This window comes from Sphaerisporangium sp. B11E5 (genome assembly GCF_039871875.1).
Taxonomy (GTDB): domain Bacteria; phylum Actinomycetota; class Actinomycetes; order Streptosporangiales; family Streptosporangiaceae; genus Sphaerisporangium.
In genome coordinates this window covers 86,666-113,191 of record NZ_JBDPMD010000025.1, presented here as the reverse complement: position 1 = coordinate 113,191, position 26,526 = coordinate 86,666, and the positions used below count along the sequence as shown (strand labels likewise).

20 protein-coding genes are annotated in these 26,526 nt (G+C 72.7%); 9 read left to right on the top strand and 11 right to left on the bottom strand.

The genetic code is table 11. The annotated features are described in order from the left end of the window. A partial coding sequence (locus tag ABGB17_RS22435; protein ID WP_347632596.1) for an RICIN domain-containing protein occupies positions 1-455 on the top strand: 455 nt, incomplete at its 5' end. A 52-nt stretch (positions 456-507) separates the two neighbouring features. On the opposite strand, the gene ABGB17_RS22430 is transcribed toward ABGB17_RS22435, so the two are convergent. Continuing rightward, positions 508-1,476: an endonuclease/exonuclease/phosphatase family protein gene (locus tag ABGB17_RS22430; RefSeq protein WP_347632594.1), complete on the bottom strand. Its 969-nt coding sequence runs from the start codon at positions 1,474-1,476 to the stop codon at positions 508-510. Positions 1,477-1,803: 327 nt separating this feature from the next. On the opposite strand from ABGB17_RS22430, the gene ABGB17_RS22425 reads away from it, so the two are divergent. Next, positions 1,804-2,943: a TIM barrel protein gene (locus ABGB17_RS22425; protein ID WP_347632592.1), complete on the top strand. Its 1,140-nt coding sequence runs from the start codon at positions 1,804-1,806 to the stop codon at positions 2,941-2,943. Positions 2,944-3,039: 96 nt separating this feature from the next. After that, entirely contained in the window at positions 3,040-6,351 is a 3,312-nt protein-coding gene (locus tag ABGB17_RS22420) for a PQQ-dependent sugar dehydrogenase (protein ID WP_347632590.1), read from the top strand. A gap of 49 nt (positions 6,352-6,400) precedes the next feature. Here ABGB17_RS22420 and ABGB17_RS22415 read toward each other — a convergent pair whose 3' ends face one another. Together ABGB17_RS22415 and ABGB17_RS22410 are read right to left on the bottom strand one after the other, a co-directional pair. After that, entirely contained in the window at positions 6,401-7,969 is a 1,569-nt protein-coding gene (locus ABGB17_RS22415; protein ID WP_347632588.1) for a choice-of-anchor I family protein, read from the bottom strand. A 90-nt stretch (positions 7,970-8,059) separates the two neighbouring features. Continuing rightward, positions 8,060-10,882, bottom strand: a complete 2,823-nt coding sequence (locus ABGB17_RS22410; RefSeq protein WP_347632586.1) for a BTAD domain-containing putative transcriptional regulator — start codon at positions 10,880-10,882, stop codon at positions 8,060-8,062. A 71-nt stretch (positions 10,883-10,953) separates the two neighbouring features. Here ABGB17_RS22410 and ABGB17_RS22405 point away from each other — a divergent pair, with 71 nt between their 5' ends. Next, positions 10,954-11,661 (top strand): DUF4386 domain-containing protein, encoded by a 708-nt coding sequence (locus ABGB17_RS22405; protein ID WP_347632584.1) that lies wholly within the window; start codon positions 10,954-10,956, stop codon positions 11,659-11,661. Between the two features lie 6 nt (positions 11,662-11,667). Here ABGB17_RS22405 and ABGB17_RS22400 read toward each other — a convergent pair whose 3' ends face one another. Beyond that, positions 11,668-12,759 carry a protein-glutamine glutaminase family protein gene (locus ABGB17_RS22400; RefSeq protein ID WP_347632582.1) on the bottom strand — a complete coding sequence of 364 codons (1,092 nt, stop codon included), beginning with the start codon at positions 12,757-12,759 and terminating at the stop codon, positions 11,668-11,670. 449 nt (positions 12,760-13,208) lie between these two features. On the opposite strand from ABGB17_RS22400, the gene ABGB17_RS22395 reads away from it, so the two are divergent. Continuing rightward, positions 13,209-13,703, top strand: a complete 495-nt coding sequence (locus ABGB17_RS22395) for a hypothetical protein (RefSeq protein WP_347632580.1) — start codon at positions 13,209-13,211, stop codon at positions 13,701-13,703. A gap of 162 nt (positions 13,704-13,865) precedes the next feature. Next, the gene (locus ABGB17_RS22390; RefSeq protein WP_347632578.1) at positions 13,866-15,317 is read left to right on the top strand and encodes a PepSY domain-containing protein; all 1,452 of its coding nucleotides are present in this window, start codon (positions 13,866-13,868) and stop codon (positions 15,315-15,317) included. 2 nt (positions 15,318-15,319) lie between these two features. Here the strand turns inward: ABGB17_RS22390 and ABGB17_RS22385 are convergent, their stop codons facing one another. The 5 genes from ABGB17_RS22385 to ABGB17_RS22365 all read right to left on the bottom strand — a co-directional run bounded on the left by ABGB17_RS22385 (position 15,320) and on the right by ABGB17_RS22365 (position 19,581). Further along, on the bottom strand, positions 15,320-15,679 hold the full coding sequence (locus tag ABGB17_RS22385; RefSeq protein ID WP_347632576.1) for a GntR family transcriptional regulator: 360 nt from the start codon (positions 15,677-15,679) through the stop codon (positions 15,320-15,322). Further along, positions 15,673-16,653, bottom strand: coding sequence for a hypothetical protein (locus ABGB17_RS22380; protein ID WP_347632574.1), 981 nt, complete (start codon positions 16,651-16,653; stop codon positions 15,673-15,675). Before ABGB17_RS22380 ends, ABGB17_RS22385 begins: the two co-directional genes overlap by 7 nt. A gap of 77 nt (positions 16,654-16,730) precedes the next feature. Further along, positions 16,731-17,480: a hypothetical protein gene (locus tag ABGB17_RS22375; protein ID WP_347632572.1), complete on the bottom strand. Its 750-nt coding sequence runs from the start codon at positions 17,478-17,480 to the stop codon at positions 16,731-16,733. A 62-nt stretch (positions 17,481-17,542) separates the two neighbouring features. Continuing rightward, positions 17,543-18,280, bottom strand: a complete 738-nt coding sequence (locus ABGB17_RS22370) for an ATP-binding cassette domain-containing protein (protein ID WP_347632570.1) — start codon at positions 18,278-18,280, stop codon at positions 17,543-17,545. A gap of 146 nt (positions 18,281-18,426) precedes the next feature. Beyond that, the gene (locus tag ABGB17_RS22365) at positions 18,427-19,581 is read right to left on the bottom strand and encodes an RtcB family protein (RefSeq protein ID WP_347632568.1); all 1,155 of its coding nucleotides are present in this window, start codon (positions 19,579-19,581) and stop codon (positions 18,427-18,429) included. A gap of 111 nt (positions 19,582-19,692) precedes the next feature. Between ABGB17_RS22365 and ABGB17_RS22360 the strand changes: the two genes are divergently transcribed. After that, positions 19,693-20,934 (top strand): histidine kinase, encoded by a 1,242-nt coding sequence (locus ABGB17_RS22360; RefSeq protein WP_347632566.1) that lies wholly within the window; start codon positions 19,693-19,695, stop codon positions 20,932-20,934. A gap of 5 nt (positions 20,935-20,939) precedes the next feature. Next, positions 20,940-21,590, top strand: a complete 651-nt coding sequence (locus tag ABGB17_RS22355) for a response regulator transcription factor (protein WP_347632564.1) — start codon at positions 20,940-20,942, stop codon at positions 21,588-21,590. On the opposite strand, the gene ABGB17_RS22350 is transcribed toward ABGB17_RS22355, so the two are convergent. Next, positions 21,580-23,889: an ATP-binding domain-containing protein gene (locus ABGB17_RS22350; protein WP_347632562.1), complete on the bottom strand. Its 2,310-nt coding sequence runs from the start codon at positions 23,887-23,889 to the stop codon at positions 21,580-21,582. The genes ABGB17_RS22355 and ABGB17_RS22350 overlap by 11 nt on opposite strands. A 201-nt stretch (positions 23,890-24,090) precedes the next feature. Continuing rightward, positions 24,091-24,477, bottom strand: coding sequence for an STAS domain-containing protein (locus tag ABGB17_RS22345; RefSeq protein ID WP_347632560.1), 387 nt, complete (start codon positions 24,475-24,477; stop codon positions 24,091-24,093). 141 nt (positions 24,478-24,618) lie between these two features. Here ABGB17_RS22345 and ABGB17_RS22340 point away from each other — a divergent pair, with 141 nt between their 5' ends. Beyond that, complete coding sequence (locus ABGB17_RS22340; RefSeq protein WP_347632558.1) at positions 24,619-26,421, top strand: glycosyltransferase family 2 protein; 1,803 nt, start codon at positions 24,619-24,621, stop codon at positions 26,419-26,421. Positions 26,422-26,526 lie beyond the last annotated feature (105 nt).

Genomic DNA, 26,526 nt, shown 5'->3' with positions numbered 1-26,526 from the left:
CCCCCACCCCCACGGTCACGCCGACCGCCACCCCCACAGTGACTCCCACCGTCACGCCGACCGTCACCCCGACGACGGGCACCACGTTCCGGCTGCGTAACGAGGGCGCCGGACGGTGTGTGGATTCGCCGAACAGCGCGACGGCCAACGGCACCCAGCTCCAGATCTACGACTGCCACACCAACGCCAACCAGAGCTTCACCCACGACGGCTCCGGCCGTCTGGTGACGATGAACAAGTGCCTGGACGTGCCGACCGGCGGAGGGTCGGGCACCCGCATCCAGCTCTACGACTGCCACAGCAACGCGAACCAGCGTTGGACGTTCAACTCCAACGGCACCGTGACCAGTGCCGCCAACAACCTGTGCCTGAGCGTCACCGGCACGGGCAACTCCTCCGGCGTGACCGTCGCCAGTTGCAACGGCCAGGCCACCCAGAGGTGGACCAGGGCGTAGCGCGCACCTCACCGCCCGGCCCAGGCGCCCGCCTGGGCCGGGCGGCTTCGTGTCAGGGCAGCACCAGGTGGGCGAAGACGGTGCGGTGGTCGGTCATGGGGACGTGGTGGGTGCTGTAGCCGCGGATCGCGACGCGCGGGTCGGCCAGCACGTGGTCGAGGGTCACCCCGGGGACGGGTTTCCACCCCTTGGCGGGCCAGGTCGGTGACAAGCCCTGCCCGGTGACGTCGGCGGCGTCCCGGTACCCCGTGGCGAGCAGGCGCCGCAGCGCGCCGTGGTCCAGCGTGGCGTTGAAGTCGCCCGCGAGGACGCGCACCATCCCCCGAGGGGCGGCGGAGGGGAGGGCACGCAGGCCCTGGGCCCAGCACGGGACCTTGTAGCCGTAGCGGGGCGCGCACGGATGCACCGACGCGACGTACACCTCCGGGCCGCCGGGTACCTTCACGACGGCCTCGGCCTGGCGGAAGTTCCCGTACTCGATGACGGAACCGGCGCCGAGCGGGAACCGCGCGTAGATGCCCGACCCCCACGGCCCGTTCGCGGGCTTGCCCGCCCGGTGGGGGAGGAGGCCCTCCAGCCCGGCCCGCTTCAGGCCCTCCACCGCGGCGGGCGTGAGTTCCTGGATCGTCAGCACGTCCGGCTTGAGCCGCCGCACGAGGCCCACGACGTCGCGCGCCGGGGCCGCGCCCACGGCCATGTTGGTGGCCATGACGCGGAACTCCCGTCCGGCGGCCGGCGGGTTGCCCTCGGCCAGCGCCCGGGGCAACACGCAGGCGCCCAGCGCCGCCGTCACGAGCACGCTCGCCGCGAGGGCCGGCCACCGGCGCAGCAGCAGGGCGGCCAGGGGCGCGGCGGCCGAGGCGGCGGCGACCAAAGGGGTGAAGGCGACGAGCTGGATCCAGTACAGGCCGAGGTCCCACCCCGTGAGCCGGAGCAGGGTCCACGCCGCGAACGGCCCGAGGAGCAGCCACACCAGGACGGTCACCCAGCGTCGCCGCCCGGGGGCCGGCTTGTCGATCACGAGAGGGATTGTCCCAGGAGTTGGGCGTTTTGGGGGGATTCGCAGGTCAGAGGGATCTTCGCATCCGGCACTTTGTTTACTAAAGTCCGCGATTCCGCATCAACCGTCAAAAGTTCTTCCAAAAACATCAAAAGCCGCGTAACTTCCTCGAAAGGATCCCCGCACAGCGCCGCTGGGGCGGAGTGAGCCGTGCCCGGCTCATGCCCCGCGGCGCCGGTACCACGGCGGTCCAGACGTCGGCGGGACCGAGAAAGGAGTGGACCAGAGGCGACAAGCCCTCGGGGGATCAGCACCTTCACCACCCACGCAAGCCGGGAGCACACGCCAATGAGTGCACACGAACAAGACATCGAGATCGCCGGTGCGCTGCGCCGCGGGCTGGGCCTGAACCGGCGCCAGTTCCTCGCCGCCACCACGGGCATCACCGCCGCGGCGGCCGTCGCCGCGACCGGGGCCACCACGCGGGCCGCCCACGCGGCCACCGGCCCGAACGGCGTCCTCATCCCGCCGCCGAGGCGCGGCATCATCCTCTACACCGTCCGGGACGCCATCTCCCGCGACCCGGGCACCACCACCCTGGCCTCCGGCTTCCGGAAGGTCTTCGAGGAGCTCGGCCGCATCGGCTACAGCCAGGTCGAGTTCGCCGGGTACCGCCAGCACGCCAACGCCGAAGGCGGCGCGAACCTGGAGACCGTCGAGGGTGCCCGGCTGCTGCGGAGCTGGCTCGACGACAACGGCCTGCGGGCGCAGGGCAACCACGGCTTCATCCCGGGCTCGTGGCCGTTCACCCAGGCCGACCTGGACCGCTTCAAGCAGCACCTGGAGATGGCCAACATCCTCGGCATGGACCACATGGGCACCGGCAACGACCCCACCGGCAGCGCGTACAAGGCCGACTGGGACGTGGCCGCCGAGAAGTGGAACGCCCTCGGCGTGATCGCCCAGGAGGCCGGCATCAAGCTGTACACCCACAACCACGACGTGGCGTACAGCTTCCTGCTGGACAGCGGCCCGCTGGACGCCCAGGGCCGCCCCACCCGTTCCTCCGGCGTCCGGCGGCTGGAGTACTTTCTCACGATCAGCGACCCCAAGGTCGTCTACCTGGAGATGGACATCTTCTGGGCGCACGTCGCCCAGTTCAAGCACCGCACCTACACCGCCCCCGACGGCACCGTGCAGACCGACGTGTTCGACCCGCTGGCGGTGGTGCGGCCGAACACCAAGCGCTTCCCGCTGTTCCACGCCAAGGACGGCCGGTCCAACCCCGCGACCGGCAACGGCTACGACATGGTGCCGTTCGGCACCGGCGACATCGATTACGCGGAGTTCTTCCGCGGCGTCGGCGCCAAGGGCTACCACAACCCGATGTACGAGCAGGACAACGCGCCCGGCGGCACCGCCAACCCGGCGCAGTCGCTGCAGTACGCCGACGTGAGCTACGCCAACATGGCCGCCCTGCGCGGCTGAGAAGCCCCTGCTTTCGGCGGACCGCCACGTGTTTCGTTCGCAGCGCCACACGTGGCGGCCCGTCTCCTGCCTGAGCCCCCCGAAGAAGAGGCGCAGTTGTCAAAGCTTATCCGCACCATGCTCGGCGGCGTGCTGGCCGCCACCGCGCTCGTGGTGGTGGCGCCCGCAGGGCCCGCCGCCGCCCATCCCGGGCACGACCCGGCCACAGAGTGGACGAACTACGAGAAGGTCACGCTGAGCAAGTCGGTCGGTGAGCCGATCGACCTCGCGGTGCTGCCGGACCGGCGTGTGCTGCACACGGCGCGGACCGGCGACATCCGGCTGACCGACCCGGCCACCGGCATCACCAAGGTCGTCAACACCGTCCCGGTGTACAACAACTCCGAGGACGGCCTGCAGACCATCGCCATCGACCCCGGGTTCGCCGAGAACAAGTGGGTCTACGTCTACTACGCGCCGAAGACGATGACGGCGCCGTACCCGCCGTCCACGCCCACCGGCTCGGCGCCGAACTCGCTGCCGGCGGGCGCCGACGCGTCGTACTGGGACCAGTGGAAGGGCTACAACCAGCTCTCCCGGTTCAAGTGGACCGGCGACAAGCTGGATCTCTCCACCGAGCAGGTCATCATCAAGGTCGAGACCCAGCGCGGGCAGTGCTGCCACGTCGCCGGCGACCTCGACTGGGACGCCGACGGCAACCTGTACCTGGCGACCGGCGACAACACCCCGGCCAGCGCGCCCGGGGCCAACGGCATGGCGCCCAACAACGACGCCCCCGGCATGAACCCGGGCCTGGACACCCGCCGCGGCTCGGGCAACACCAACGACCTGCGCGGCAAGATCCTGCGGATCAAGGTGGCGGACGACGGCTCCTACACCGTCCCCGAGGGCAACCTCTTCCCCGAGGGCACCGCGAAGACCCGCCCGGAGATCTTCGTGATGGGCGTGCGCAACCCGTTCCGCATGGACGTGGACCCGGACTCCGGCACGGTCTCGTGGGCGGACTACGGCCCGGACGCCGGCGCGCCCGACGCCGCGCGCGGCCCGATGGGGTACGTCGAGTGGAACGTCACGCCGATCGACCGGCCGATGAACAGCGGCTGGCCGTACTGCACCGGGAACAACTTCAACTACAACGACTGGGACTTCGCCGCCGTCAAGCCGCGTGAGTGGTTCGACTGCGCGGCCGGGGCCGCCAACACCTCGCGGTGGAACACCGGCCTCGCGCAGGTGCCGCCCGCGACGCCGGCGGACCTGTACTACGGCGACAACAACACCCAGCAGCCCGCCGAGTGGGCCGGTCTGACCGATTTCGACCCGCAGACCGGCCAGGGCCCGATGGGCGGCCCGGTCTACCAGTACGACGCGGCGAACCCCTCGCCCACCAAGTTCCCCGAGTACTGGGACGGCAAGTTCTTCTTCGCCGAGTTCTCCCAGGACTACCTGGCCGCGTTCACCGTGACCGGGGACGACGGGCCGGTGAGCAAGATCGAGCACTTCCTGCCCAACAGCGCCCTGCGCCAGATGGCCATGCCGATCACCGACAGTCCGATGGACATCGAGTTCGGCCCGGACGGGTCGCTGTACGTGCTCGACTACGGCAACGGTTTCTTCCGGGAGAACCGCGAGGCGGGCCTGTACCGCGTCGACTACACGCCCGGCAACAAGTCCCCGCAGGCGAAGATCGGCGCGGACCGCACCTCCAGCAGCACGGCGCCGCTCACGGTGGCGTTCAGCGGCGCGGCGTCCACCGACACCGAGCCGGGCGAGCTGCGTCACGAGTGGGACTTCGACGGTGACGGCACCTTCGACGCCACCGGGGTGACCGCCACCCACACCTACGACGAGCTCGGGCAGTACGTCGCCCGGCTGCGGGTCACCGACGCGCAGGGCAAGTTCGGGCTGGCCACCGTCGAGGTCACCGTCGGCAACACCGCGCCGAAGGTCACCATCGCCACGCCCGGCAACGGCGGCTTCATCGACTGGGGCAACGCCGTGCCGTTCAAGGTGGAGGTCACCGACGAGGAGGACGGCAACACCCCGGTGTGCGGCAGGGTGCAGTGGACGTTCGGCCTCGGCCACGACACCCACGCGCACCCGCTGAGCCTCGGCACCGGCTGCACCGGCGCCTGGCCGACACCCGCGGACGCCCCCGAGCACGGGGTGACCGAGAACATCTACGGCGTCGTCGTGGTGAGCTACCGCGACAACGGGGCCAACGGCATCCCCGGGGCGTCCGGCGACACGACGCTGATCCTCAACTCCAAGGTGATGCAGGCCGAGCACGCCGACGTCCTCGACGGGGTGACCCGCACGCAGGACGACACGGCGTCCGCGCTCGCCAAGATCACCTCGTTCGACGCCGGCGACTCCATCGCCTACGACCCGGTGAACCTCGCCGGCATCACGGCGGTGAAGACGCAGGCCACCGGCGAGGGCACCCTGTCGCTGCGCTGGAACTCGGCGACCGCCGAGCCCTTCGCGACCGTCGCGGTACCCGCGGGGGCGGGCTGGCAGACGGTGACGACGCCGCTGGCGAACGCGCCCACCGGCAGCGGCCGGCTGTTCGTCACCTCGACCGGCGGGGTGGACGCCGACGCCTTCACCTTCGTGGGTGACGGCGTGGCGGACAAGACGCCGCCCACGGTGACGGCGGCGCTCAACCCGGCGCAGCCCACCGGCGAGAACGGCTGGTACACCGGCAACGTGTCGCTGACGGTCACCGCGACCGACAACGGCACCGTGTCGAGCCGGCAGTACTCGGTGAACGGCGGCACGACCTGGTCGAACGCCAACAACGCGGTCACGTTGAGCGCCGAGGGCACCACCGAGGTGCTCTACCGGGCCACCGACAACGGCGGGAACGTCTCCGAGTTCGGCAGGCTGACCGTGCGCATCGACAAGACCGCGCCCGCCGTCACGGCGAGCGGGGTGGAGGGCCGCCCGTACGGCGACTCCGCGTCGATCACCCCGGTGTTCTCGGCGGCCGACGCGGCCTCCGAGCCGGCGGCCGTCACCGCGGCGATCGGCGACCGGCAGGTCACCTCCGGGACGGCGGTGCCGCTGTGGACGCTGCCGCTCGGCGAGCACACGCTGACCGTCACGGCCCGCGACAAGGCAGGCAACAGCGCGAAGCAGACCGTCACCTTCCAGGTGACGACCTCCTTCGCCGACGTCCGTGCCCTGCTCGCGGCCTTCACGGCGGCAGGCAAGGTGAGGAGCGGTTCGCTGGCCGACCAGCTCGCCGAGGCCGAGAAGCACGCGGCCGGCGGCGAGAACGCCAAGGCCGTCAAGAGTCTGGAGAAGTTCGTGACGTTCGCGAAGGACGGGAAGAAGGTCACCGACCCGGCCGTCCGCGACGTCCTCGTCCGCGACGCCCAGGCGCTGGTCGCCGGCTTGCGCGGCTGACCGGCCCGGTGCGAGGGGAGGGCCCGCGCCCTCCCCTCGCACCCGGTGCTCAGCGCACTTCGTAGATGGCGGTGGTGCCGCTGACCTCGTTGCCGACGATCAGCAGGGGACGGTGGGTGGGGCTGTCCCCGGCGGGCACGAAGAAGACGCCCTCGGGGCCGACGTCGCCCGCGGTGCCGTCCTCCACGGAACCGGCGAAGTCGCGGGTGCCGAGGTAGCCGGCGAGGACGGGACGGCGGGGGTCGGAGACGTCGTAGGCCGCGACGCCGCTGACGCGCTCCAGGCCGACGAACGCGTACGTCCTGCCGCGGACCTCGCCGACGGTGACGCCCTCGGGCTCGGGGCCCTTGTTGTCGCTGCGGCTGTCGAAGGAGCCGTTCTCCTCGTTGTCGGCGTTGAACTGCTCGGGCAGCTCGGCGGCGATCAGCTTCTCGAGGCCGTCACCGGAGTCCCAGACCAGGGCGCCGCTCGTGGAGCGGATGGAGATGGAGCGGCCGCCGAAGACATGCAGCTCGGTGTAGGCGCCGCCGGCGTCCTTCGGGGAGTCGGCGGCCACGGTCAGGCGGCCGAGCTCGGTGTCCTTCTTCAGGTCGGCGGCGTCGGGGAAGGCCGTCGTGGAGAGGGTGAGGCTCTTGACCCGGGCCTCGTCGGTGTAGCAGTCCGAGGAGCGGCTGTCGCCTTCGTTGGCGGTCACCAGGTAGGTCTGGCCCCGCGAGCGGAAGTGGGCGATGCCGTCGGGCATGTACATGCCCTTCACCCCGGCGTGCGGGCGGACGTCGATCTTGCCGTCCTTGTCGGAGGCGTCCAGGCCCACCTTGGCGTGGTCCTTCAGGCCGAGGGGGACGATCCGGCGGACCGTGGCACGGTCCAGGTCCACGACGGCGACGGCGTTGTTCTCCTGGAGGGTCACCCAGGCGGTCCGGCCGGACGTGGTGATGTACTCCGGCTCCAGGTCGCGGGCCACGGTGGCGCCCGGGCCGGAGATCCGCACGCCGGCCGCACGCAGGCGGTCGGCGAGGGGGTTGAAGGCCCTGAAGTCCACGGTGCGGACCTTGCCCCAGGCCAGATCGATGACGCTGACGGTGCCCTCGGGGTCGTCCACCGCGCCCTCGCAGTACGACTCCGGCTCGCCCTCGTTGGCGACGACCAGGCGGCGGCCGTCCTCGGTGAAGGTCAGCATGTCGGGCAGCGACCCGACGGTGTACTCCTTGAGCTTCTTGCCGGTGCGGGTGTCGAAGAGGCTCACCTTGCCAGGGGCGGTCTTGGTCTCCGCCTGCTGTGCCACCGCCACCAGCTTCTTGTGGACGGCGACGCTGTTGGCCCCCGGAGCCGCGAGGGACGTCACGCGCTTGGGGGCGCGGGGGTCGCGCAGGTCGAGGACGTCCACGGTGCCCGCCTGGGCGTTCACCACGAAGGCCCGCTTGGTGGCGGGGTCGAAGGACGTGATCTCGGAGGCGCCCGTGCCGACGGACCCGGTGGAGAAACGCCCGAGGAAGCTCAGCGTGATGCCCTTGTGCTCGGCGCTGCGCGCCTGCGCGGCCGGGACGGTCGCAAGCCCGAGGGAGAGTGCGGCGGCCGCGGTGGCCGCCGTGACGCGGGAGAGGTTGGTGACGTGCATGTTCACGGATCCTGGCGAGGTCCAGTGAACTGTTGATCGCCGCGGGATGGCTCCTCGGTGAACACAGCGCCGCCTCGCCGGCCGCGTCACCTACGGCAGGTCGCGGACGACGGAGCGCATGTATTCGAGGGCCTGGCGGTGGTCGAGGGGCGGGGTCTCGGTGGCAGGCAGGTCGATGGTGCGGAGCGCCTCGGGAAGCTGGGTGGGCCAGACGGGGGAGTCGAGCATGCCGGTGCTTCGGATGTAGCGCAGGATGTGGGTGGCTTCGGGGAGGTGGCCGGTGGTGGCGGTCATGGTGACGAACTCGATCGAGGCGACACAGGTGCCGTACATGTTGTCGGTGCCGAGCAGTTCCTCTATATGGGTGCGCAGGATGGCGAAGGCGCTCACGTGGTCGCCGCGGCGGAAGGCGGTGCGGGCCTCGATGGGGCGGCTGGGGGTGAAGGTGCCCGGGGGGAGCTCGATCAGGGACGCCTCGTGGAACAGGTGGCCGGCGCGGAGGTGGTCGCCCTGGAAGGAGGCGCAGTAGCCCAGCATCATCGTCGCCCAGTTCAGCAGGGTCGGGGGGCCGTGGGGGCTGAGGCGGTCGATCAGGGCGGTGAGCAGCGCGCCGCCTTCCGCGAGGTTTCCCCGGAACACCTCGGCGGCCGCGGCGTCCAGGTCGACGCGGTCGGCCAGGTCGTGCTCGCCGTGCCGCCGCAGGTGGGCGGCGGCCTGGGGCGCCCATTTCACCAGCGCGGGGTGGTCGTCGGAGAGTGCCGCTCTGGCGTGGTGCAGCACGGGGTGGCCGGGCTCGCCGTGGCGGGCGGTCAGGCGGTCGTACGCGGCGGGGTCCCGGGTCAGTTTGTACCGCTGGGCGGCCCAGGTGAGGGCTGGTACGCGCAGGTCCTCGTCGTGCGGGGCGAGGGCGAGGATCTGTTCGGCCCAGTGGCCGATCTCGGTGCGGCCGCGCAGCGCGATCTCGCCGGCGACGGGGGCCACCAGCGCGTGGGCGAGGTGGGCGTCGTTCGCGGCGAGTGCGCGGTGGACGGCGGTGCGGAGGTTGGGCCACAGCTCGTCCAGGCGGACGACGCCTTCGGGTTCGGACGGGCCGGCGAGGAGGTGACGGATCCGGGCGGCCTCGGACAGGCACCAGCGGGTGTGACGTCCGGTGGTGACACCGGCTCGGCCGGACGCGGTCAGGGCCTCGGCGGCGAAATGGCGCATGGTTTCCAGGAGACGGAAGCGGCGGCCCAGGGGGCCGGTCTCGGCGACCACCATCGACCGGCGCACGAGGCCGTCCAGGGTGAGATCGGCGCCGGGGGCCACCGCGCGTACCGCCGGGAGGTCGAAGGGGCCCGTGAAGACGGACAGGTGCTGGAAGAGCAGGCGCTCGGCGGGGACGAGCAGGTCGTAGGACCACTGGATGGTGGCGCGGAGCGTGCGGTGGCGGGCGGCGGCGGTGCGGGGGCCGTCGGCGAGTACGCGGAGGTGGTCGTCGTTCAGCAGGTCGGCCACGGTGCGGGTGGCGGTGCGGGTGGCGGCCAGTTCGATGGCCAGGGGGATGCCGTCCAGGCGGCGGCAGATCTCCTCGATTTCCGGGCGGGTGGCCTCGTCGGCGAACGCGGGGGAGAACGCGGACGCGCGGTCGGTGAACAGGTCCGCGCCCGCGCCGGACGGGTCGAGGGGGCCGACGGTGAGCAGCCGCTCCAGGCCGTGCGCGAGGCCGAGGCCCTCGCGGGACGTGGTGAGCAGCCGTACGTCGGGGCAGCCCTCGGCGACGGCCTGAGCGAGCGCGGCGGCGCCGTCGATGACGTGCTCGCAGTTGTCCAGGACGAGCAGCACGCGGCGGGAGCGCAGGGCCGTGACGACGGAGACTGTGCCCTCGGCGCCCTCCGTGACGCCCAGGGTGCCCGCGACGGCGCGGGCCACGTCGCCGGGGTGGGCGATCTGCGCCAGGTCCACCAGCCAGGCGCCGTCCGCGGGGGCCGCGCGCCGGGCCACCGCGACGGCCAGCCGGGTCTTGCCGATCCCGCCGGGCCCCACCAGGGTCACGACCGGATGCCCGTCCAGTGCCCGCACGACGGCCCCCACGTCGCCGTCCCGTCCGAACAACCGCCCGGGCCGCGAGGGGAGGTTGCCGGCGTCCCGCCGCGGACGGCCGCCCGGGGACGGCGCGGTCCCGGACCGCACCGCGGGCCCGCCGTCCGGGAGCGGTGACGTTCCGGGACGGACGGCGAGGCTCTGCCCGAGGACGGACGCCTCCAGTTCCCGCAGGCGTGGTCCCGGCTCGACCCCGAGGTGCTCGACGAGGGTGCGGCGGGCCGTGCGGTACGCCGCGAGGGCGTCGGCCTGGCGGCCGGTGCGGTACAGCGCGGTCATCAGCAGGGCCCAGAAGCCCTCACGGTAGGGGTGGCGCGACGTCAGTTCCGTCAGGGGGCCGACGGCCGCCGCCGGGGCGGTCGCGACGCGGTGCTCCAGGTCGGCCTCCACCAGGGACGACCACCGTTCGACCATGCCGTCCACGGCCGCGGCCAGGCCGGGTGCCGTGAGGCCGGCGAGCGGGTGGCCGGTCCACTCCGCGAGGGCCGCCCCGGCGTCCCCGGCGTCGGCCAGGCGCTGGAAGCGCACGGCGTCCACCGCGTCGCCGTCCACGTCCAGCCGGTACGCGTCCCCGGTCCGTGTGATCGACCCGGGCCCGAGGGCCCTGCGCAGGCGGGTCACGTACGACTGCAGCGTGCGGCCGGCCGTACGGGGCGGGGCCTCGCCCCAGAGCGACTCCACCAGCCGCCACACCGGGACCGCCGACCCGGGGGACAGGGCGAGCGCGGCGAGCAGCGCCTGGCACTTGGCAGGGCCGACGTCCAGCGGCTCCCCGTCCCGCGTGACGGCGCCGACCCCGCCGAGCAGGTGGACCCGGACCCCGGCTCTCACCGCAACGGCCCTCCTCGCGGGCTCGACGACGGCTCAACCGGCGCTCAACACGTGTCCGGCACGGTCGAGGAATGACGACACCACTCCACGACCATGGAAGCACACACGCGACGGACGGCGGGAGCCCCGCGGCCCGGACCGCTCAGGCCCGCGCGGCCGGAGTCCTGTACCTGGTCATCATCGTGCTCGGCCTCTTCACCGAGGTCGCCGTCCGTGCCGGTCTCGTCGTCCCGGGAGACCCGGGGGCGACCGCCGCCGCCCTCCTGGCCTCCCCGTGGCTGGTGCGCGCCGGGTTCGCCGCGAACCTGACGTACCTGCTGTGCGAGGTCGCGATGACGGTCCTGTTGTACCTCCTCCTCAAGCCCGTGAGCGCGGCCCTGTCCCTCGTCGCCGCGGCCTTCCGCCTCACCAGCCTCGCGGTGTACGCCGTCAGCCTGCTCGCGATGTTCTCCGCCCTGCTGATCCTGGAACGGAACCTCGGCGCGGAGCCCGACGTGCTCGCGGCGACACACCTCGACCTGTCGGCCTACGGCTTCACCCTCGGCTTGATCTTCTTCGGCGTGAACTGCCTGGCCATGGCCCGCCTGCTGGTCAGGTCGCCCCGCGCCCCGAAGCCCATGGGCGTGCTGCTCGGAGTCGCCGGGCTCGGCTACCTGACCAGCGGCGGCCTGTACTTCCTGCTCCCCGGGTACCACGGCTCCCTGACCGTGCCCCTCGTCGCCCCCGCTCTGGTGGCGGAGGTGTGGTTGTGCGTGTGGCTGTTGCGAGGACGGGTGTGACGGGGGTCAGGAGGCGAGGAGTTTCTCCAGGACGGCGAAGTCGTGCTCGACGCCGCTGCCGACGAAGGTGCCGCGCCAGTCCTGGAAGAATTTCGGGAAGCGGGTGCGGATGTAGAGGCGCAACTGGGGGGTCAGCGCCAGGATCATGCCGCGCACCGCGGCGAATTCCGTGGGGTACGCCGGGTAGGGGACGGCCTTGTTCCGGGTCGTCTCGTTGGTGGTCCAGGTGTCGAAGCAGACGCGGAAGAACTGGTCGAGGGCGGCGACCACGTCGTGCGCGGGGACCAGGGCCGCCGTCCTGGCCAGCTCCTGGGGGACGTCGGCCGGCACGGCGACCACCGTGGTGTCCGGGTCGGCGGCGGACGGCGGGGCGTACACGGTGCGGCCGGCCCGGACGACCAGCGTGCGGTCGGTGGGGTAGGCGTGGCTCGCGCGCAGCTCCTTGCGCAGGTCCTCGTAGGCGACCTCCTGCGCCGACGGGCGGGTGCTCATGCGGCCGACCCAGTCCGCGACGGTCACCGGGGTGTCGGCCACCGACGGGTCCATGACCACGGCCTCCGGCTTCGTGGTGGCCGAGGGCTCGTACAGGATCGGGGCGACGTGGTACCACCACTGCACCTGGAGGCGGTCGCCGTAACCGGGCTGATCGCCGCCGTGCGAGGTGTTCAGACGCAGGCCGTTGTCGCCCGCGGCGATGGCGAAGATCTTGTCGGCCTTGTAGCCGGAGTCGGCGAGCATCCTGGCCATGATCTCGGCGCGGGCGAAGCAGCCGTCGGCCGGGTAGCGGTACGGGATCGGCAGGGGCTGGCCCCCCTGCGGGGTGAAGCGGGCGGCGCGCAGGGCGGCGAAGAGCTCGTCCCGTTCCTCCATGGTGCTGAGCACGCCGTCCGTGGTGGAGACGATGCCGCCGTCCTGGACCCAGCCCACGGTCCCGGCGGCCGCGCCCTCCAGCACGCGCACCTGGCGCCAGCCGGGCGCACGGGAGAGGAGGAACACCCGGGCCACGGTGTCGAGCGTCGCGAGCGCGGCTCCGGTGGGGTTGGCGGCGGGATACACCCGCACCGGTGCGGTCGGCTTCCCGTTGATCTCTAAGGCCATGGGCACTTCCCTGGGAGAAGGCGGACTGCGGCCACGACGGCACCACCCCCGGCGGCCCTGCCCCCGAGACCGCGTGTTCGGACGGACACGGAAAGTGTCACAGGTCCCCGAGGGGCATTCAATGCCGCCGCGTGGCCCATGCCGGACATCAACGGATTTCTGGGAGCCGGGAGGCGGCCCACCGGGGCTGAACATTTCACCGGCGTCCCGGCGGGTGGCGCCGAACCGTCCGGGGCCGGGCGCCGTATCTCCGCTCGTGAGGGGACCGTCCCGGGGGCGGTCCCCACCGGGTGTCCCGGTTCTCGCGGAAAGAAAGGTGCCGTGAGGGAATTGCGCCGGGCAGGGGTTATGCCAGCATTGGGGCTGTGAGGATGACCGTCAGCCATCCGGCGATCCGCATTTCGCGGGCCATCGTATTCGCCGTGGTGTGCGTGGCGGTTTCCCTGTGCATGCACGTTCTCGCCGGCGGGGCGTTCGTACGGCCGGAGGTCGTCGTCGCGGCGGCCGTGTTCACCGGGGGCGTGGGATTCGCGCTCACCGGGCGGCAGCGGGGTATCGGCGCGCTGCTGCCGGCGTGTTTCGCGGCGCAGTACGGCATGCACCACCTTTTCGGCGCCGGGGCCGCGCCCACGCCGGGCTTCGGCGGGCACCACTCGGGTGGCCTGGTGCCCGTGCTCGGCATGCTGCTGGCCCACGGGCTGGTCGCCGTGGTGTCGGCCTGGTGGCTCGAACGCGGCGAGTCGGTGCTGGCCACGCTGCTGCGGGTGCTCGGGCACACGCTGCTCGACCTGCGGCGCCTCCTGGGTTTCGCGCTCCTGAGCGAGCCCGTGGCCGGCCGCCGGTGCCCCTCCCGCCCCACACCTCGGGCGGCCACAGGCAAGGAACGTCTGCTCGCATCGGTGTTGTCCGGCAGGGGACCGCCGACGCCTTCGCCGCTGACCTGATCGGGCGTATTCCTTAATTCACGTCCCTCTCTCCGTCATGCGATTGATTCAACCGCCGCCGCGCGGTGATTCCGCCATGCCGTTTTTCGCGGCGTGACGCCTTTCCCTGCCGATTCTCACGCGTGTTCGTTCGCGCGTGTCTCCGAAACGGAGAGCCCTTTCATGACTTCCGTCGACGTACGCCCGGAGAGCGGGCCCGTCACTCCCGCCCCCAGAGGCGCTTCCCGGCGTTATCGCGCCGTGTGGCGCTGGCACTTCTACGCGGGGCTGTTCGTCGCCCCCGTCCTGGTGGTGCTCGCCGTCACCGGATCCGTCTACCTGTTCAAGGAGCCGTTCGAGGAGTGGCGCTACCGGGACGTCCGCACGCTCGCCGCGCCGGTCGCCGCCGCACGGCCGCTGTCGGAACAGGTCGCCGCGGCCCAGAAGACCCGTCCGGGGGCGGCCGTCATGTCGGTGATCCCGCCCGCCGCCCCTGAGCGGTCCACCCGGGTGATCCTCGCGGGTGCCGACTCCGGGCCGTTCGCCCAGGGCATCTCGGTCTACGTCCACCCCGGCACCCTGCGGGTGCTCGGCGAGATCGACGACTCGGCGACCTTCATGCGCGTCGTCCGCACCGTGCACGGCGAGTTGCTCGCCGGCACCGCGGGGGACCGCATCGTGGAGACGGCGGCGTGCTGGGCCCTGATCCTTGCCTCCACCGGCACGTACCTGTGGTGGCGCGGCCCGGCCCGCAGACGCGCCACCCGCCCCGGACGCTCCCGGCTGCGGCGCGTGCACGCCCTCACCGGGATCGGCGCCGGTACGGTGATCGTGTTCCTGATCGTCTCCGGCCTGCCCTGGTCCGGCGTCTGGGGCGACGCCTTCCAGCGCCTCCAGAACGCCACCGGCTCCACCACCCCGAGCGCCGACGCCTACCCGCACACCTCCGCCGTCCCCCCGCTGTCCGGCGACTTGTCCGCCAACCCGGACGCCAAGGTCCCGTGGTCCGCCGAACGCCTCCCGGTCCCCTCCTCCGGCGACCCCGGCGACGGCCACGGCGCCCACACCCCGTCCGCCGGGGTGCTGCACCCCGGCGCCATCCCCGTCGAGCAGGCCCTGGCGTCCGCCCGCCCGGTGCTGCGCGACTGCATGCCCGCCGACTGCGACGTGAAGGTCCTCCTCCCGAAGGACCGTGAGGGCGTCTACACCGTCGTCGCCGACCCCCGCACCGACCCGGCCGCCTCCCGCACCGTCCACGTGGACCAGTACAGCGGCAAGGTCCTCGTCTCCTTCGGCTGGCAGCAATACGGCGTGCTGGCCAAGGCCGTGGAACAAGGCATAGCCCTGCACGAAGGCCGCCGCTACGGCCCCGCCAACATCGCCGTCATGCTCGCCGCCTGCCTCGCCCTGCTCACCTTGGTCGTCACCGGCACATGGATGTGGTGGAAACGCCGCCCCCAAGGCCGCGTCGGCGCCCCCACCCGCACCACCGACCGCCGCACCACCTGGGGCGTCATCGCCATCATGGCCGTACTCGGCGTGCTGTTCCCGCTGGCCGGCCTCACCATGATCGCGGTCCTGCTGCTGGACTGGCTGGTGATCCGCCGCGTCCCCGCCCTGCGCCGCGTCTTCTAGCCTCACGGAGAGGTGAACGCGGCGCGGACGGCCGCCAGGGCCTCCTCGGGGGACACACCCAGATGCCGGGCGGTCCTGGCGTAGTCCTCGGCGGCGCTCGCCAGGCTGGTGCGGGTGGCGTCGGCGGTCTGGCTGATGACGGCGGTGCGCCCCCGGCGCAGTTCCACCAGGCCCTCGTCGCGGAGCTGCTGGTAACCGCGCAGGACCGTGTGCAGGTTGACGCCGAGCGCCGCGGCCACGGTGCGGGCCGACGGCAGGTGGTCCCCGGGGACGGCGGCCCCCCGGGCGACCGCCGCCCGCACCGAGGCGGCCACCTGGTCGGCCAGCGGCACCGCCGACGACGGGTCGATCGTGATCAGCACCCGCCGGTCCCCTGACGTTCGCGCCCGAGGATGCCGTTGACGAGCGCGGCACCGGCGGCGGCGTCCCGCGTGGAGTACACGAGCATCCGCCCGTCGGTGAGGTAGAGGACCAGCACGGGCCCCGGCCCGGCGACGTGACCGAACCCCCAGGACTTGCCGTACAAACCGGGGTTGGCGCCGGCGGGCCGCACATCGGCGAACCAGATGGCGCGGAACGGCACCAGGGCCCGCCGCAGGCCGCCGACCAGCGGCAGGGTGAGTTCCACGCCCTTGCCGTCCACCCGCAGCAGTGTACGGGCAGCCAAGATCGCGGATATTCCTATGACGCCGAACAGCACGACGCCATGCCCCCTCTCCGCTTCAAGGAAGCTGAGCCCCACCGCCAGGGTGAGAAACGCCGCCCCCCAGGCGAGCGCGGGGCGGGACCACGAGCCGGCGGTGAACACGGCACGCGTCCCCGAGGTCAACGCCAGCACAGGCACCCCAGGCGGGGGCGCCGACCTTGCCTGAGGTGGCGTCGGCGACGGCCCTGCCGCCCACCATCCGAGCACTCCGGCCGCCGCGGTGACCGCCACCTCCACCGGGATCGCCCACCCGGGCCCGGTCACCGGCCCGGTCGCGTCCACCAGCGAGGAGATGTCCACCAGGTCCGTCACGGACGCCCAGACGCTGGTCACGATACTGAGCACGGTCAGAAAGCGCTGCATCTCCGTCCAGCGCCAGTTGTACCAGAAGACAGTGAGATAGATCGCTTCCTGGAACACCACCGCGAATGCCCGCGACCGGCCCCAGGTCCCCCAGTCGTCGGCGTATTGGGGATAGATCCCGTCACGACCGATGTAGGCCTTGTCCGGAAGTCGTTCGCCGTACAGCGCGAGCATCACCAGTGGCACGACCAGGACGAGGAGCGGAACCCCCACCGTCAGCGCCAGCCGGCGCACCCGCCCTGGCGCCGCTAAGTCAGCCGTCTCCACGCGACCACCGCCCCCTTGACTGTTTACATTGCACTATAACAGTGTGAACAGCCAGGCGGCAGGCCCGTCAGATCGCGTCAGCGGCGTGAGGTGACGACGTGGCCGGCGAGCAGGGCGGCCGTGGTCCAGGCGGCGAGGATCGCGACGCCGGTCCAGGGGCCGTAGGGGCGGGCGAAGTTGCCGGTGAGGGGGGCGGTGAAGAGGATCAGCATGCCGGCCTGGTCGGGGAGGTACTGGGTGACGATCTTGACGCCGGGGATGTTGCCGAGGCCCTGGGAGCCGAGGAAGAGCAGGGGGAGCAGGACGCCCAGGGAGAGGACGGAGCTGCGCAGGGTCGCGGCGACGCCGGTCGCCAGCAGGGGGATCAGGGTCAGGTACAGGAAGGCGCCTACTGCCGCCCGGGTCATGCCTTCGGTGGTGAGGGTCACGCTGTGCGGGCCGAGGCCCAGTTGGGCGGCGGTGAAGATGGCCGCGGTGCTGAGCAGGGAGACGGGGGCGACGACCAGTGCGGCGGCGAGGACCTTTCCGGCGTAGAACGTGCTCCGCCGCGGCATGGCGGTGAGTGACGGGTTGATGGTGCCGCTCGAGTACTCGGCGCCCACCAGCAGCACGGCGAACACCACCAGGGGGATCTGGCCGAGTGTGATGCCGTAGAAGGTGATGAACCCCGGGTCGAAGGAGCCCGACACGTTCCGCCCGGAGGACAGGCTCGCCTGGGCGGACAGGCCGATCAGGAAACCCAGGGCCGCGCAGACCACCGGTGTGGTCAGCAGGGTCCAGTACGTGGAACGCACCGAGCGGATCTTGACGAGCTCCGCGGCGAGCACGTCGCCGAGGCCCCTCGTCGGCCGGGCTGCGGCTGTGCCCGGTGCTCGGTCGCCGTGGCCCCTCATCGGCCGGGCTCCGGCTGTGCCCGGTGCTCGGTGGCGTCCGCCGTGATGCGCAGGAACGCCTCCTCCAGTGACGTGGCCCGTGACCGTTCGATGAACTCGGCCATGCCGACGTCCGCCAGCAGCCGGCCCCGGCCGATCACGACGAGGTGGTCCGCGGTCAGCGCCATCTCGCTCATCAGATGGCTGGAGACCAGCACGGTCCTGCCCTCGGCGGCGAGCCCCTTCAGCAGGGTGCGCAGCCAGAGCACCCCCTCGGGGTCCAGGCCGTTCACCGGCTCGTCCAGCAGCAGCACCGGCGGGTCGCCGAGGAACGCCGCGGCGATGCCGAGCCGTTGCAGCATGCCGAGCGAGAACGTCCGGCACCGGGCCCGCGCGACACCCTCCAGCCCCACCATCTCCAGCACCGCCTTCACCCGCGCGGACGGGATGCGGTTGCTGCGCGCCAGCCACAACAGGTGGTGGTACGCCGACCGCCCCCGGTGCACGTAGGAGGCGTCGAGCAACGCCCCGACCCGGCGCAGCGGCTCCCCGGTCTCCCGGTACGGCCGCCCGTCGATGAGCGCGTGCCCCGCCGTGGGCCGTTCCAGCCCGAGCATCAGCCGCATCGTCGTCGACTTCCCCGCGCCGTTCGGCCCGAGGAAGCCCGTGACACGCCCCGGCCGCACGGTGAAGGACAGCCGGTCGACCGCGATGGTCTTCCCGAACGTCTTGGTGAGTTCCCGTACTTCGATCACGCCGCCCGACGCTAGACGCGGGCAGGCCCCCGGGGCTGTCCTCGAAAGTCGGCGACTGTGCCGCCGAACGTCGACGATCCCGGGAGCCTTTGCGGTCGAAGACCCCGATAGGCCGTCGCGTCCGCGTCGACAGCCCCGGGGCGGGGTCAGCCCTTGTAGTTGAAGACCTGGTGCAGGGTGTGCTGGACCGTCACCAGGTCGCGCTGGTCCGCCATCACCTGGTCGATGGCCTTGTACGCCTCGGGGTGCTCGTCCACCAGCGCCTCGGCCCGGTCGGCGTTCCACGTGCGCCCGGCCATCGCCGCCGTCAGCGACTCGCCGCTGAGCCGCCGCCGCGCCTCGCCCCGCGACATGCGCCGCCCCGCGCCGTGGGAGCACGAGTTGTACGACGCCGGGTTGCCGAGGCCGCTCACGATGTACGACCGGGTGCCCATCGACCCCGGGATGACGCCCTCGTCGCCCACGCCGGCCTTGATGGCGCCCTTCCGTGTGATCCACAGGTCCTTGCCGTGGTGCTTCTCCAGCTGCGTGAAATTGTGATGACAGTTGACCGTGCGCACCCGTTCGCCGTGCCCCACGACCTCGAACAGGGCGGCGCTCAGCACCCGGTCCATCCGCGCCCGCGACGCCATGGCGTACGCCTGGGACCACAGCATGTCCCTGATGTACGCGGTGAACTCGGGCGTGCCCTGCACGAGGTACGCGAGGTCGGGATCCTGCAGGGGGATGAACCACCGCGTCATCAGGCTCTTGGCGGTCGTGATGTGCTTGGTGGCGAGCTGGTTGCCGATGCCGCGGGAGCCGGAGTGCAGCACGGTCCACACGCGGTCACGCTCGTCCAGGCACACCTCGACGAAGTGGTTGCCGCTGCCGAGAGTGCCGAACTGCGTCGAGACCGTCTTCTCCTGCTTGGAGGACAGGTCGGTGTGCGGGCGGCCGAGCGCGGCGAGCGCGTCGTCCACCGCGGGGTCGGCGTGACCCTGGCCGACGCCCGCGGGGATGCGCCGCTCGACCAGCGGCATCAGGGCGGACAGGTCGTCGGGCAGGTCGCCGGCGGTGAGGGTGGTCTCGGTGGCGATCATGCCGCAGCCGATGTCGACGCCGACGGCGGCCGGGATGACCGCGCCCTTGGTGGGGATGACCGAGCCGACGGTGGCGCCCTTGCCGATGTGGGCGTCCGGCATCAGGGCGACATGACCGGAGACGAACGGCAGGCGTGCGGTGCGGGCGGCTTGCTCGATGGTGCCGGGTTCGATGTCGCTGGCCCAGGACAGCAGGTTGGGGGCGGCCTGGATGGGCATCTTCTCCTCCTTCGGTGGCCCGCTCTCACCGGCAGGTTAGGGCAGGGCGTCCGCGGGGCGGCACCGATTTATTGGGGCTGTGGACGGCGGGGGGCGTTCTAGCCTTGGAGCATGTGGCGGGTTCTGGCGGGTCCTGTGGCGGTCGTCGCCGTGGACGGCTTCGTGCTGTACCGGACGGCCGGGGACGTGCCGTGGTGGGTGACGGTGCTGCGGCTGGTGGCCGTCGGGACGATCGCGGTGGTGGTGCGGCGGGTGCCGCCGGCGGGGTTCCTCGCGGCGCTGGCCGCCGCGGTGACCGGCGGGGCGTACGCGCTGCTCGCCTGGGCGGGGTACCAGGCCGGGGCACGGGTGTCGTCGCGGTGGGGGCTCGCCGTGCTGGGGGCCGGGGCCGTGGCGGCCTTCGGCGCGCAGATGTGGCTCGCGCGGACTCCGGCGGGGCAGCTCGTCGGCCTGTACGTCGTGTTCGCGCTGCTGCCCGTGGTGCTCGGGCGCAGCGTCGCGCAGCGGCGCACCCTGCGGGCCGCGGTGGCGGACAGGGAACTTCGCCTGCGGCGCGAGCGCCGGCTGCTCGCCGAGCGTGAACGGCTGCGCGAGCGGCTGCGCGTCGCGCGGGACGTCCACGACTCGCTCGGCCACCGTCTGGGGCTCATCTCGGTGCAGGCCGCGGCGCTGGAGGTCGCCGAGCTGCCCGCCTCGCACCAGGAGGCCGTACGGCGGCTCGCCGGGGCCGCGCGCACGGCCATGGACGAGCTGCACGAGCTGGTCGGCGCCCTGCGCAGCCCGGACGCCGCCCCCGGCATGGGCGGGCCGCACCCTCCGGGCACCGAGCCCGAGGCGGGCGGTCCGGCCGGCATGGACGAGCTGTTCGCCGGGTTCCGCGCCGCCGGGGTGCCGCTGACGGTGCGCACGTCCGGCGAGCCCGCCGAGGTGCCGTCCGACGTGGCGCGGGCCGCGTACCGGGTGGCCGAGGAGGGGCTGACCAACGCGGCCAAGCACGCCCCCGGGAAGCCGGTCACCGTGAACGTCCACTGGGAGGACGACAGCCTGCTGCTCACCCTGGCCAACCCCCTGCCCGGCGCCCCGGAGGGCACGGGCTACGGCCTCGTCGGGCTGACCGAGCGCGTGAGGCTCGCCGGGGGGATGCTGCACGTCACCCGGGACGGCGGGGAGTTCCGGCTCGTCGCCATGTTGCCCACCGTGCCCGAGCCGGAGCCCGACTCCACCGGGGAGAGCCATCTCGCCGACGTCGCCCGCGCGGGCTCCGCCATGGCCAACCGCATGTGGGTGGCCGGGCTCGCCGTCACCGTCGCCGCACTCGCGCTGCTCTCCGGCCCCATGGGCGGCCTCGGGTGATCCGCGTGGTGGTCGCGGACGACGACGCGCTGATCAGGGCCGGGGTGCGGGCCGTGCTGGAGTCCGTCCCGGACGTCGAGGTGGTGGGGGAGGCAGGCGACGGCCGCGGGGCCGTGGACCTGGTGCTCGCGCGGCGGGTGGACGTGGCGCTGCTGGACATCAGCATGCCGGGCATGGACGGCCTGACCGCGATCGAGCATCTGCGGGGGAAGGGCTCGGCGACGCGGTTCGTGGTGCTGACCGCGTTCGGTGCGCGGGACAACGTGGTGCGGGCCGTCGGCAGCGGTGTCGCGGGGTTCGTGCTGAAGAACTGCGCCCCCGAGGAGCTGATCCGCGCGGTCCGCTCGGCCCACGCCGGGGAGGCGTATCTCTCCCCGGCCGTCACGAGGCTCGTCCTCGGCATGGTGCGCCCCGAGACGGCCCGGCGCCGGGAGGACGCCAGGCGCCGCCTGAGCGTCCTGTCCCCGCGCGAGTCCGAGGTGGCCGCGCTGCTCGCCGAGGGCCTGTCCAACGCCGACGTCGGCACCCGGCTCCACATGAGCGAGACCACCATCAAGACGTACGTCAGCCGCATCCTCACCAAGCTCGGCTGCGCCAACCGCGTCCAGGCCGCCCTGCTGGTCCGGGACGCGGAGGACCCCGGCGTCAGCCCGTGAAGTGCTCCGCGTCCAGCGGGTGCGGGAGCGGCCCGTGGTGCACGACGGTGAGGCTGCGTGTGGGGCGGGTCAGGGCGACGTAGAGGTCCTGGCCGCCCTTGGGGGACTGGGTGAGGATCTCCTCGGGCGCGACGACGACCACCGAGTCGAACTCCAGGCCCTTGGCCTGGGTGACGGTGAGCACGACGGAGGGGGAGTCCAGCGCGTCCGGGGTGAGGGCGGAGGCCGCCCCGGGCAGGAGGGCGGCGATCTCCGCGTGCCGGGCGTCGGGGGTGAGCACGGCGAGACGGCCGTCGCCGACCCGGCCGAGCTCCTCCTCCACCAGGGACGGCAGGACGGCGGGCAGCTCGGCGGCGGGCACGCGCAGGGCACGGGGCGGGACGTCGCCGTCGCGCACCGAGATCGGGGGTTCCTGTGTGGGCGCCACCGCTCGCAGCACGCCGCCGGCGACCGCCATGATCTGCGCGGGCGTGCGGTAGTTGACCAGCAGCCGCGCCTCCCGCCAGCGGCCCTTGACGTAGGGGTCGAGCATCTCGCCCCACGAACGGGCTCCCGCCGCCGCGCCGGTCTGCGCGATGTCGCCCACCACGGTCAGCGACCGCGCGGGGACGCGCCGCATGACCATGCGCCAGGCCATCGCGGACAGCTCCTGCGCCTCGTCCACGATCACGTGCCCGTACGCCCACCGGCGGTCACGGGCGGCCCGGCCGGCCGTGGTCAGCTCCTCGCCGTCGCCGGCGGTGAGGTCGGCCAGCTCGGCGGCGTCCACCAGCTCCGTCTCGGCGACCCCGGTGATGGTCAGCACCTCCGCGGCGTACCGCTCGGCCTCCCGCCGGGCCCGCACGGCGTCCCTGGCCGTCGCCCGGCCCGCCACGTCGTCCTCGCCGAGCAGCTCCGCCGCCTCGTCCAGCAGCGGGACGTCGCCGACGGTCCACGGCGAACCCGGCGGGCGCAGCAGCGCCCTGGCCTCCTCCTCACGCAGACCCGCGGCGCGGGCGGCCGGGTACAACGCGGCCGGGTCGGTGAGCAGGTCGCCGACGAGCCGCTCGGGGGTCAGTTCCGGCCACAGCCCGTTCAGGGCGCGCCGCACGGACGGCTGGGCCCACAGCGCGGCGCGGGAGTGGCGCAGGTCCTCGGCGTCCAGCGGCGGCATGCCGAGCCGGCGGGCCTCGTCGTGGGCGAGGGCGGTGAGGGCCGTGTCGACGAACAGCTTGCGGGCGACGTTGTGGGGGTTGCGCACGGCCCGCGCCCGGTCCCTGGCCCGCACGCAGGTGGCGTGGTCCACCCGCAGGGCCATCCGCTCCACGACCACCTCGACACCGTCGCGCACGGACGTCCGCACGTCGATCAGCACCTCCAGGTCGCCCTCCGGCACCCGCTGCCGGTTCCGCAGCGCCGCGGCGACGAACTTCACCATGCGCAGGCCGCCCTTGACCACGGCCGTCTCCGGGGGGTCCGCCGCGGTGGCCCGCACACCGGGGAACATCTCGCCCACGGTGGTCAGCACCACGTCGGTCTCGCCGAGGGACGGCAGCACCTGGCCGATGTAGCGCAGGAACACGGCGTTCGGGCCGATGACGAGCACACCCCGCCGTGCCAGGGTGTCGCGGTGCGCGTAGAGCAGGTACGCGGCCCGGTGCAGCGCCGCGACGGTCTTGCCGGTGCCGGGCCCGCCCTGCACCACGAGCGCCCCGGCGAGGCCGGAGCGGATCACCTGGTCCTGCTCGGCCTGGATGGTCGCCACCACGTCGCTCATCCGTCCGGTACGGCCGCGCCGCAGCGCCGCCATGAGCGCGGCCTCGCCGACCAGCGTGCGCCGGTCGGGTTCGCTGATCCTCTCCAGGTCGAACACCTCGTCGTCCAGGCCGACGACGGTGCGCCCCCGGGTGTGCAGGTGACGGCGGCGCACCAGCGGGCCGGGGTCGCTCGGCGTCGCGGTGTAGAAGGGGCGGGCCGCGGGGGCGCGCCAGTCGATGAGGACCAGCTCGTTGGCGGCGTCGCGCAGCCCCGTGCGGCCGATGTAATACGTCTCGCCCTCGGCGTCGTCGACGCGGCCGAAGCACAGCCCGCGCTCGACGCCGGTGAGCTGGGAGAACCGCCGGGCGTGCTCGGCCGAGGAGATGTCGCGTTCGAGGCGGGCCTGGTGGGTGCCGCCGGGGGCGCCGCGGCCGTGTTCGGCGCGCAGGGCCGACGCGGCGCGCTCCCGCGCGGCGTCGAGCCGGTCGTACACCATGGAGACGTAGTGCTGCTCGGTGCGCAGCGCTTCGGCGAGGGCGGAGGCGGGTTCACGAGGCGTCATCGGTGTGATATACTCCAATCGGAGAGCTGTACGCATCGCTGAATTTGGACATGGCAACGTCCCAGCGTAACAGCTTCCTTCTCGCCTCGCATCGCCCGTGCGGACCCCGGGCACGGCGCGGCCCCGGCCCCCGGATCCCGCCGTCCGCGACCCTCTCAGGTCATCGGCCCGCGGTGCTCCGGAGAGTCGAGGCGCCGGTTCTCACTCCCTCCCGCCGTTCCGCGACGCTAAGGCCGCCACCGCCTCCTCCGCGGTGGGGAAGGTCTCGAAGTGATGATCGAGATTCGTTATGGCGAGCAGCCGGGAGATCATGCCGTTCGCCACCACCAACGCCAGCCGTCCTCCCGCGTCCCGCACTCGGGTCAGCGTGCCGACCAGCAGCCCGAGGCCCAGGGAGTCGCAGAACGTCGTCTCGGCCAGGTCGAGCACCAGACGAGGCGGCCGTACCTCCTCCATGGCGATGTCCAGTTCGGCGCGCAGCCGGGGGACCGCGGTCATGTCGAGTTCGCCGGCCATGCCGACGACCACGCACGGCCCCTCGCGCCACACGCGGATGTCGATTCCTGTCTCTCGCGCCGGGGTCACCATCCCCATCACCTCCGTTGCGAACTCGTTACCCTCGCAAAAAGGTAATAAGCCCACCAGCAGCGAAGAGGCACGTCCGATGGGGCGTGTCAAGGACGTGATTGACCTCCGGCGTCACGGTCAACGGTCACATAATGAATCGCAATGAAGACGGAAAGTGACCGGCGCGTCGACGTGAGCATCGTGGTGCCCGTCCACAACTGCCGCCCTTACCTCGACCGGTGCCTCACCTCGCTGCTGGCGCAGGCCGTCAGCAAGGAGATCATCGTGGTGGACGACGGGTCCACCGACGGCAGCCGGGAGCTCCTCGCCGAATACGCGGCGAAATTTGCGGAAATACGGGTCCTGTACCAGTCGGCGTCCGGCGGCGCCGGCCGTCCGCGCAACCGGGCGCTGGCCCACGCCACCGGGCGGTACGTCTTCTTCTGCGACGCCGACGACCACCTCGGGCCCGAGGCGCTGTGGCGCATGCTCGCCATGGCCGAGCGCAACGGGTCCGACATCGTGCTCGGCAAGATGGTGGGGCACGGGCGCAAGGTGCCCACGTCCATGTTCCGCGAGAACCGCGACAACGCGCCGCTCGGTGAGACCACCGTCTACAACGCGCTCACCTGCTTCAAGCTGTTCCGCCGCGAGATGCTCACCCGCCACCACATCGTGTTCGACGAGTCGCTGCGGGTGGGTGAGGACATGGTCTTCTCGGTGCACGCCTACTGCCACGCCCGCACGATCTCCGTGGTCGCCGACCACGACTGCTACCACCTGGTCTCCCGGCCGGACGGCACCAGCGTCATGCAGGAGCCGGGCAGCCGCCACCCGCTGTCGTGGCTGCGCATGGTCCACACGCCCATCGAGCTGATGACCCGCCACGTGCCGCCAGGGCCGCTGCGCGACCACCTGCTGCGGCGGCACTTCCGCTTCGACATCCTCGCCCAGCTCGGGGCGCCGTTCCTCGCGGCCGACCCGCCCACCCGGCGGGCCATCGCCCGCGAGGTGGCCGCCATGTGCCAGGCGTGGCTGACCGAGGGCACCCTGGACCTTCTGCGGCCCGTGGACCGGTTGCGGGTGGCGTGCGCCGGGGACGTCGACCGGCTGGTGCGCATCGCGCAGGTGGAGGCGGCGGGGCTGCGGCGGCGGCTCACCGGCGTGGAGTGGGCCGGCGACCGGCTGGAGGTCACCGGGACGGCCTCGCTGGCCGGCGCGTGGAACGGCGTCACGGTCGGGCTGCTGTTACGCGAGCGCTTCACCACCGCCGAGCGCCGGGTGCCGGTCACCTCGGTGGCGGACGTGTTCGCCGGCACCCTGCGGGTGTCCCGGCTGCCGCCCGGGGTGTGGGACGTCTACGTCGTGCTCGCCTGCGAGGGCGTGCGGCGCGTCGCCCGCTTCGGCGCCGACCGCGCCCCCGGCGTGGAGGCCCCCGGCCCCCGGCTGCTGTCCGCCGTCGCCGTCCCCTACTTCACCCGCGCCCACGGCAACCTCAGCATCGACATCGGCGGCCGCCTCGCCCCCGTCCCCGGCACGGTCCGCGTCACCCGCGCGAGCTGGGGCGCCAAAGGCCTGCTGACCATAGAGGGCACCGTCACCGTGGGCCCCGGCTGCCCCGCCGCCCGCCGCGCCCGCCTCCTCATCTGGCGCGAACGCACCTCCGGCCACGAACGCCGCGTCCCCGCCACCTGCCTGGGCGACACCCGCTTCACCGCCGCCGCCCCCCTGGACGCCCCCGGCACCTGGGAAGCCACCCTGGAGCTCAACCTGGGCGGCCCTCCCGTCCGCTACCCCGTCCAGGTCACCGACACCACCCTCACCACCACCACGACCTGGTGGCGCGGCCCCCACCGCTGGACCGCCTCCACCAGGGCCTCGAAGATCCGCCGCAAGCTCATCGTCGCCGTCCTCTCCCGGGGCCCGAGGTCGGTGGTCCGCAATTCCATCCGCCTGGTCCGCTGAGCCCGTCGTGCGGCGAAGCCGGCGCCGATCTTCGGCGGACGGCCGGTGTACGGTGCGGGAACGCTTAATGCCACTTATTTGCAACTACTAGGGCATGGCCTAGAG

Bases quoted from the DNA above. Each gene is read 5' to 3' on its own strand.
- ABGB17_RS22425 (WP_347632592.1), top strand. From the start codon at position 1,804: ATGAGTGCACACGAACAAGACATCGAGATCGCCGGTGCGCTGCGCCGC.
- ABGB17_RS22415 (WP_347632588.1), bottom strand. From the start codon at position 7,969: ATGCACGTCACCAACCTCTCCCGCGTCACGGCGGCCACCGCGGCCGCC.
- ABGB17_RS22405 (WP_347632584.1), top strand. From the start codon at position 10,954: ATGACGACACCACTCCACGACCATGGAAGCACACACGCGACGGACGGC.
- ABGB17_RS22400 (WP_347632582.1), bottom strand. From the start codon at position 12,759: ATGGCCTTAGAGATCAACGGGAAGCCGACCGCACCGGTGCGGGTGTAT.
- ABGB17_RS22395 (WP_347632580.1), top strand. From the start codon at position 13,209: ATGCACGTTCTCGCCGGCGGGGCGTTCGTACGGCCGGAGGTCGTCGTC.
- ABGB17_RS22390 (WP_347632578.1), top strand. From the start codon at position 13,866: ATGACTTCCGTCGACGTACGCCCGGAGAGCGGGCCCGTCACTCCCGCC.
- ABGB17_RS22365 (WP_347632568.1), bottom strand. From the start codon at position 19,581: ATGCCCATCCAGGCCGCCCCCAACCTGCTGTCCTGGGCCAGCGACATC.
- ABGB17_RS22360 (WP_347632566.1), top strand. From the start codon at position 19,693: ATGTGGCGGGTTCTGGCGGGTCCTGTGGCGGTCGTCGCCGTGGACGGC.
- ABGB17_RS22350 (WP_347632562.1), bottom strand. From the start codon at position 23,889: ATGACGCCTCGTGAACCCGCCTCCGCCCTCGCCGAAGCGCTGCGCACC.
- ABGB17_RS22345 (WP_347632560.1), bottom strand. From the start codon at position 24,477: ATGGTGACCCCGGCGCGAGAGACAGGAATCGACATCCGCGTGTGGCGC.
- ABGB17_RS22340 (WP_347632558.1), top strand. From the start codon at position 24,619: ATGAAGACGGAAAGTGACCGGCGCGTCGACGTGAGCATCGTGGTGCCC.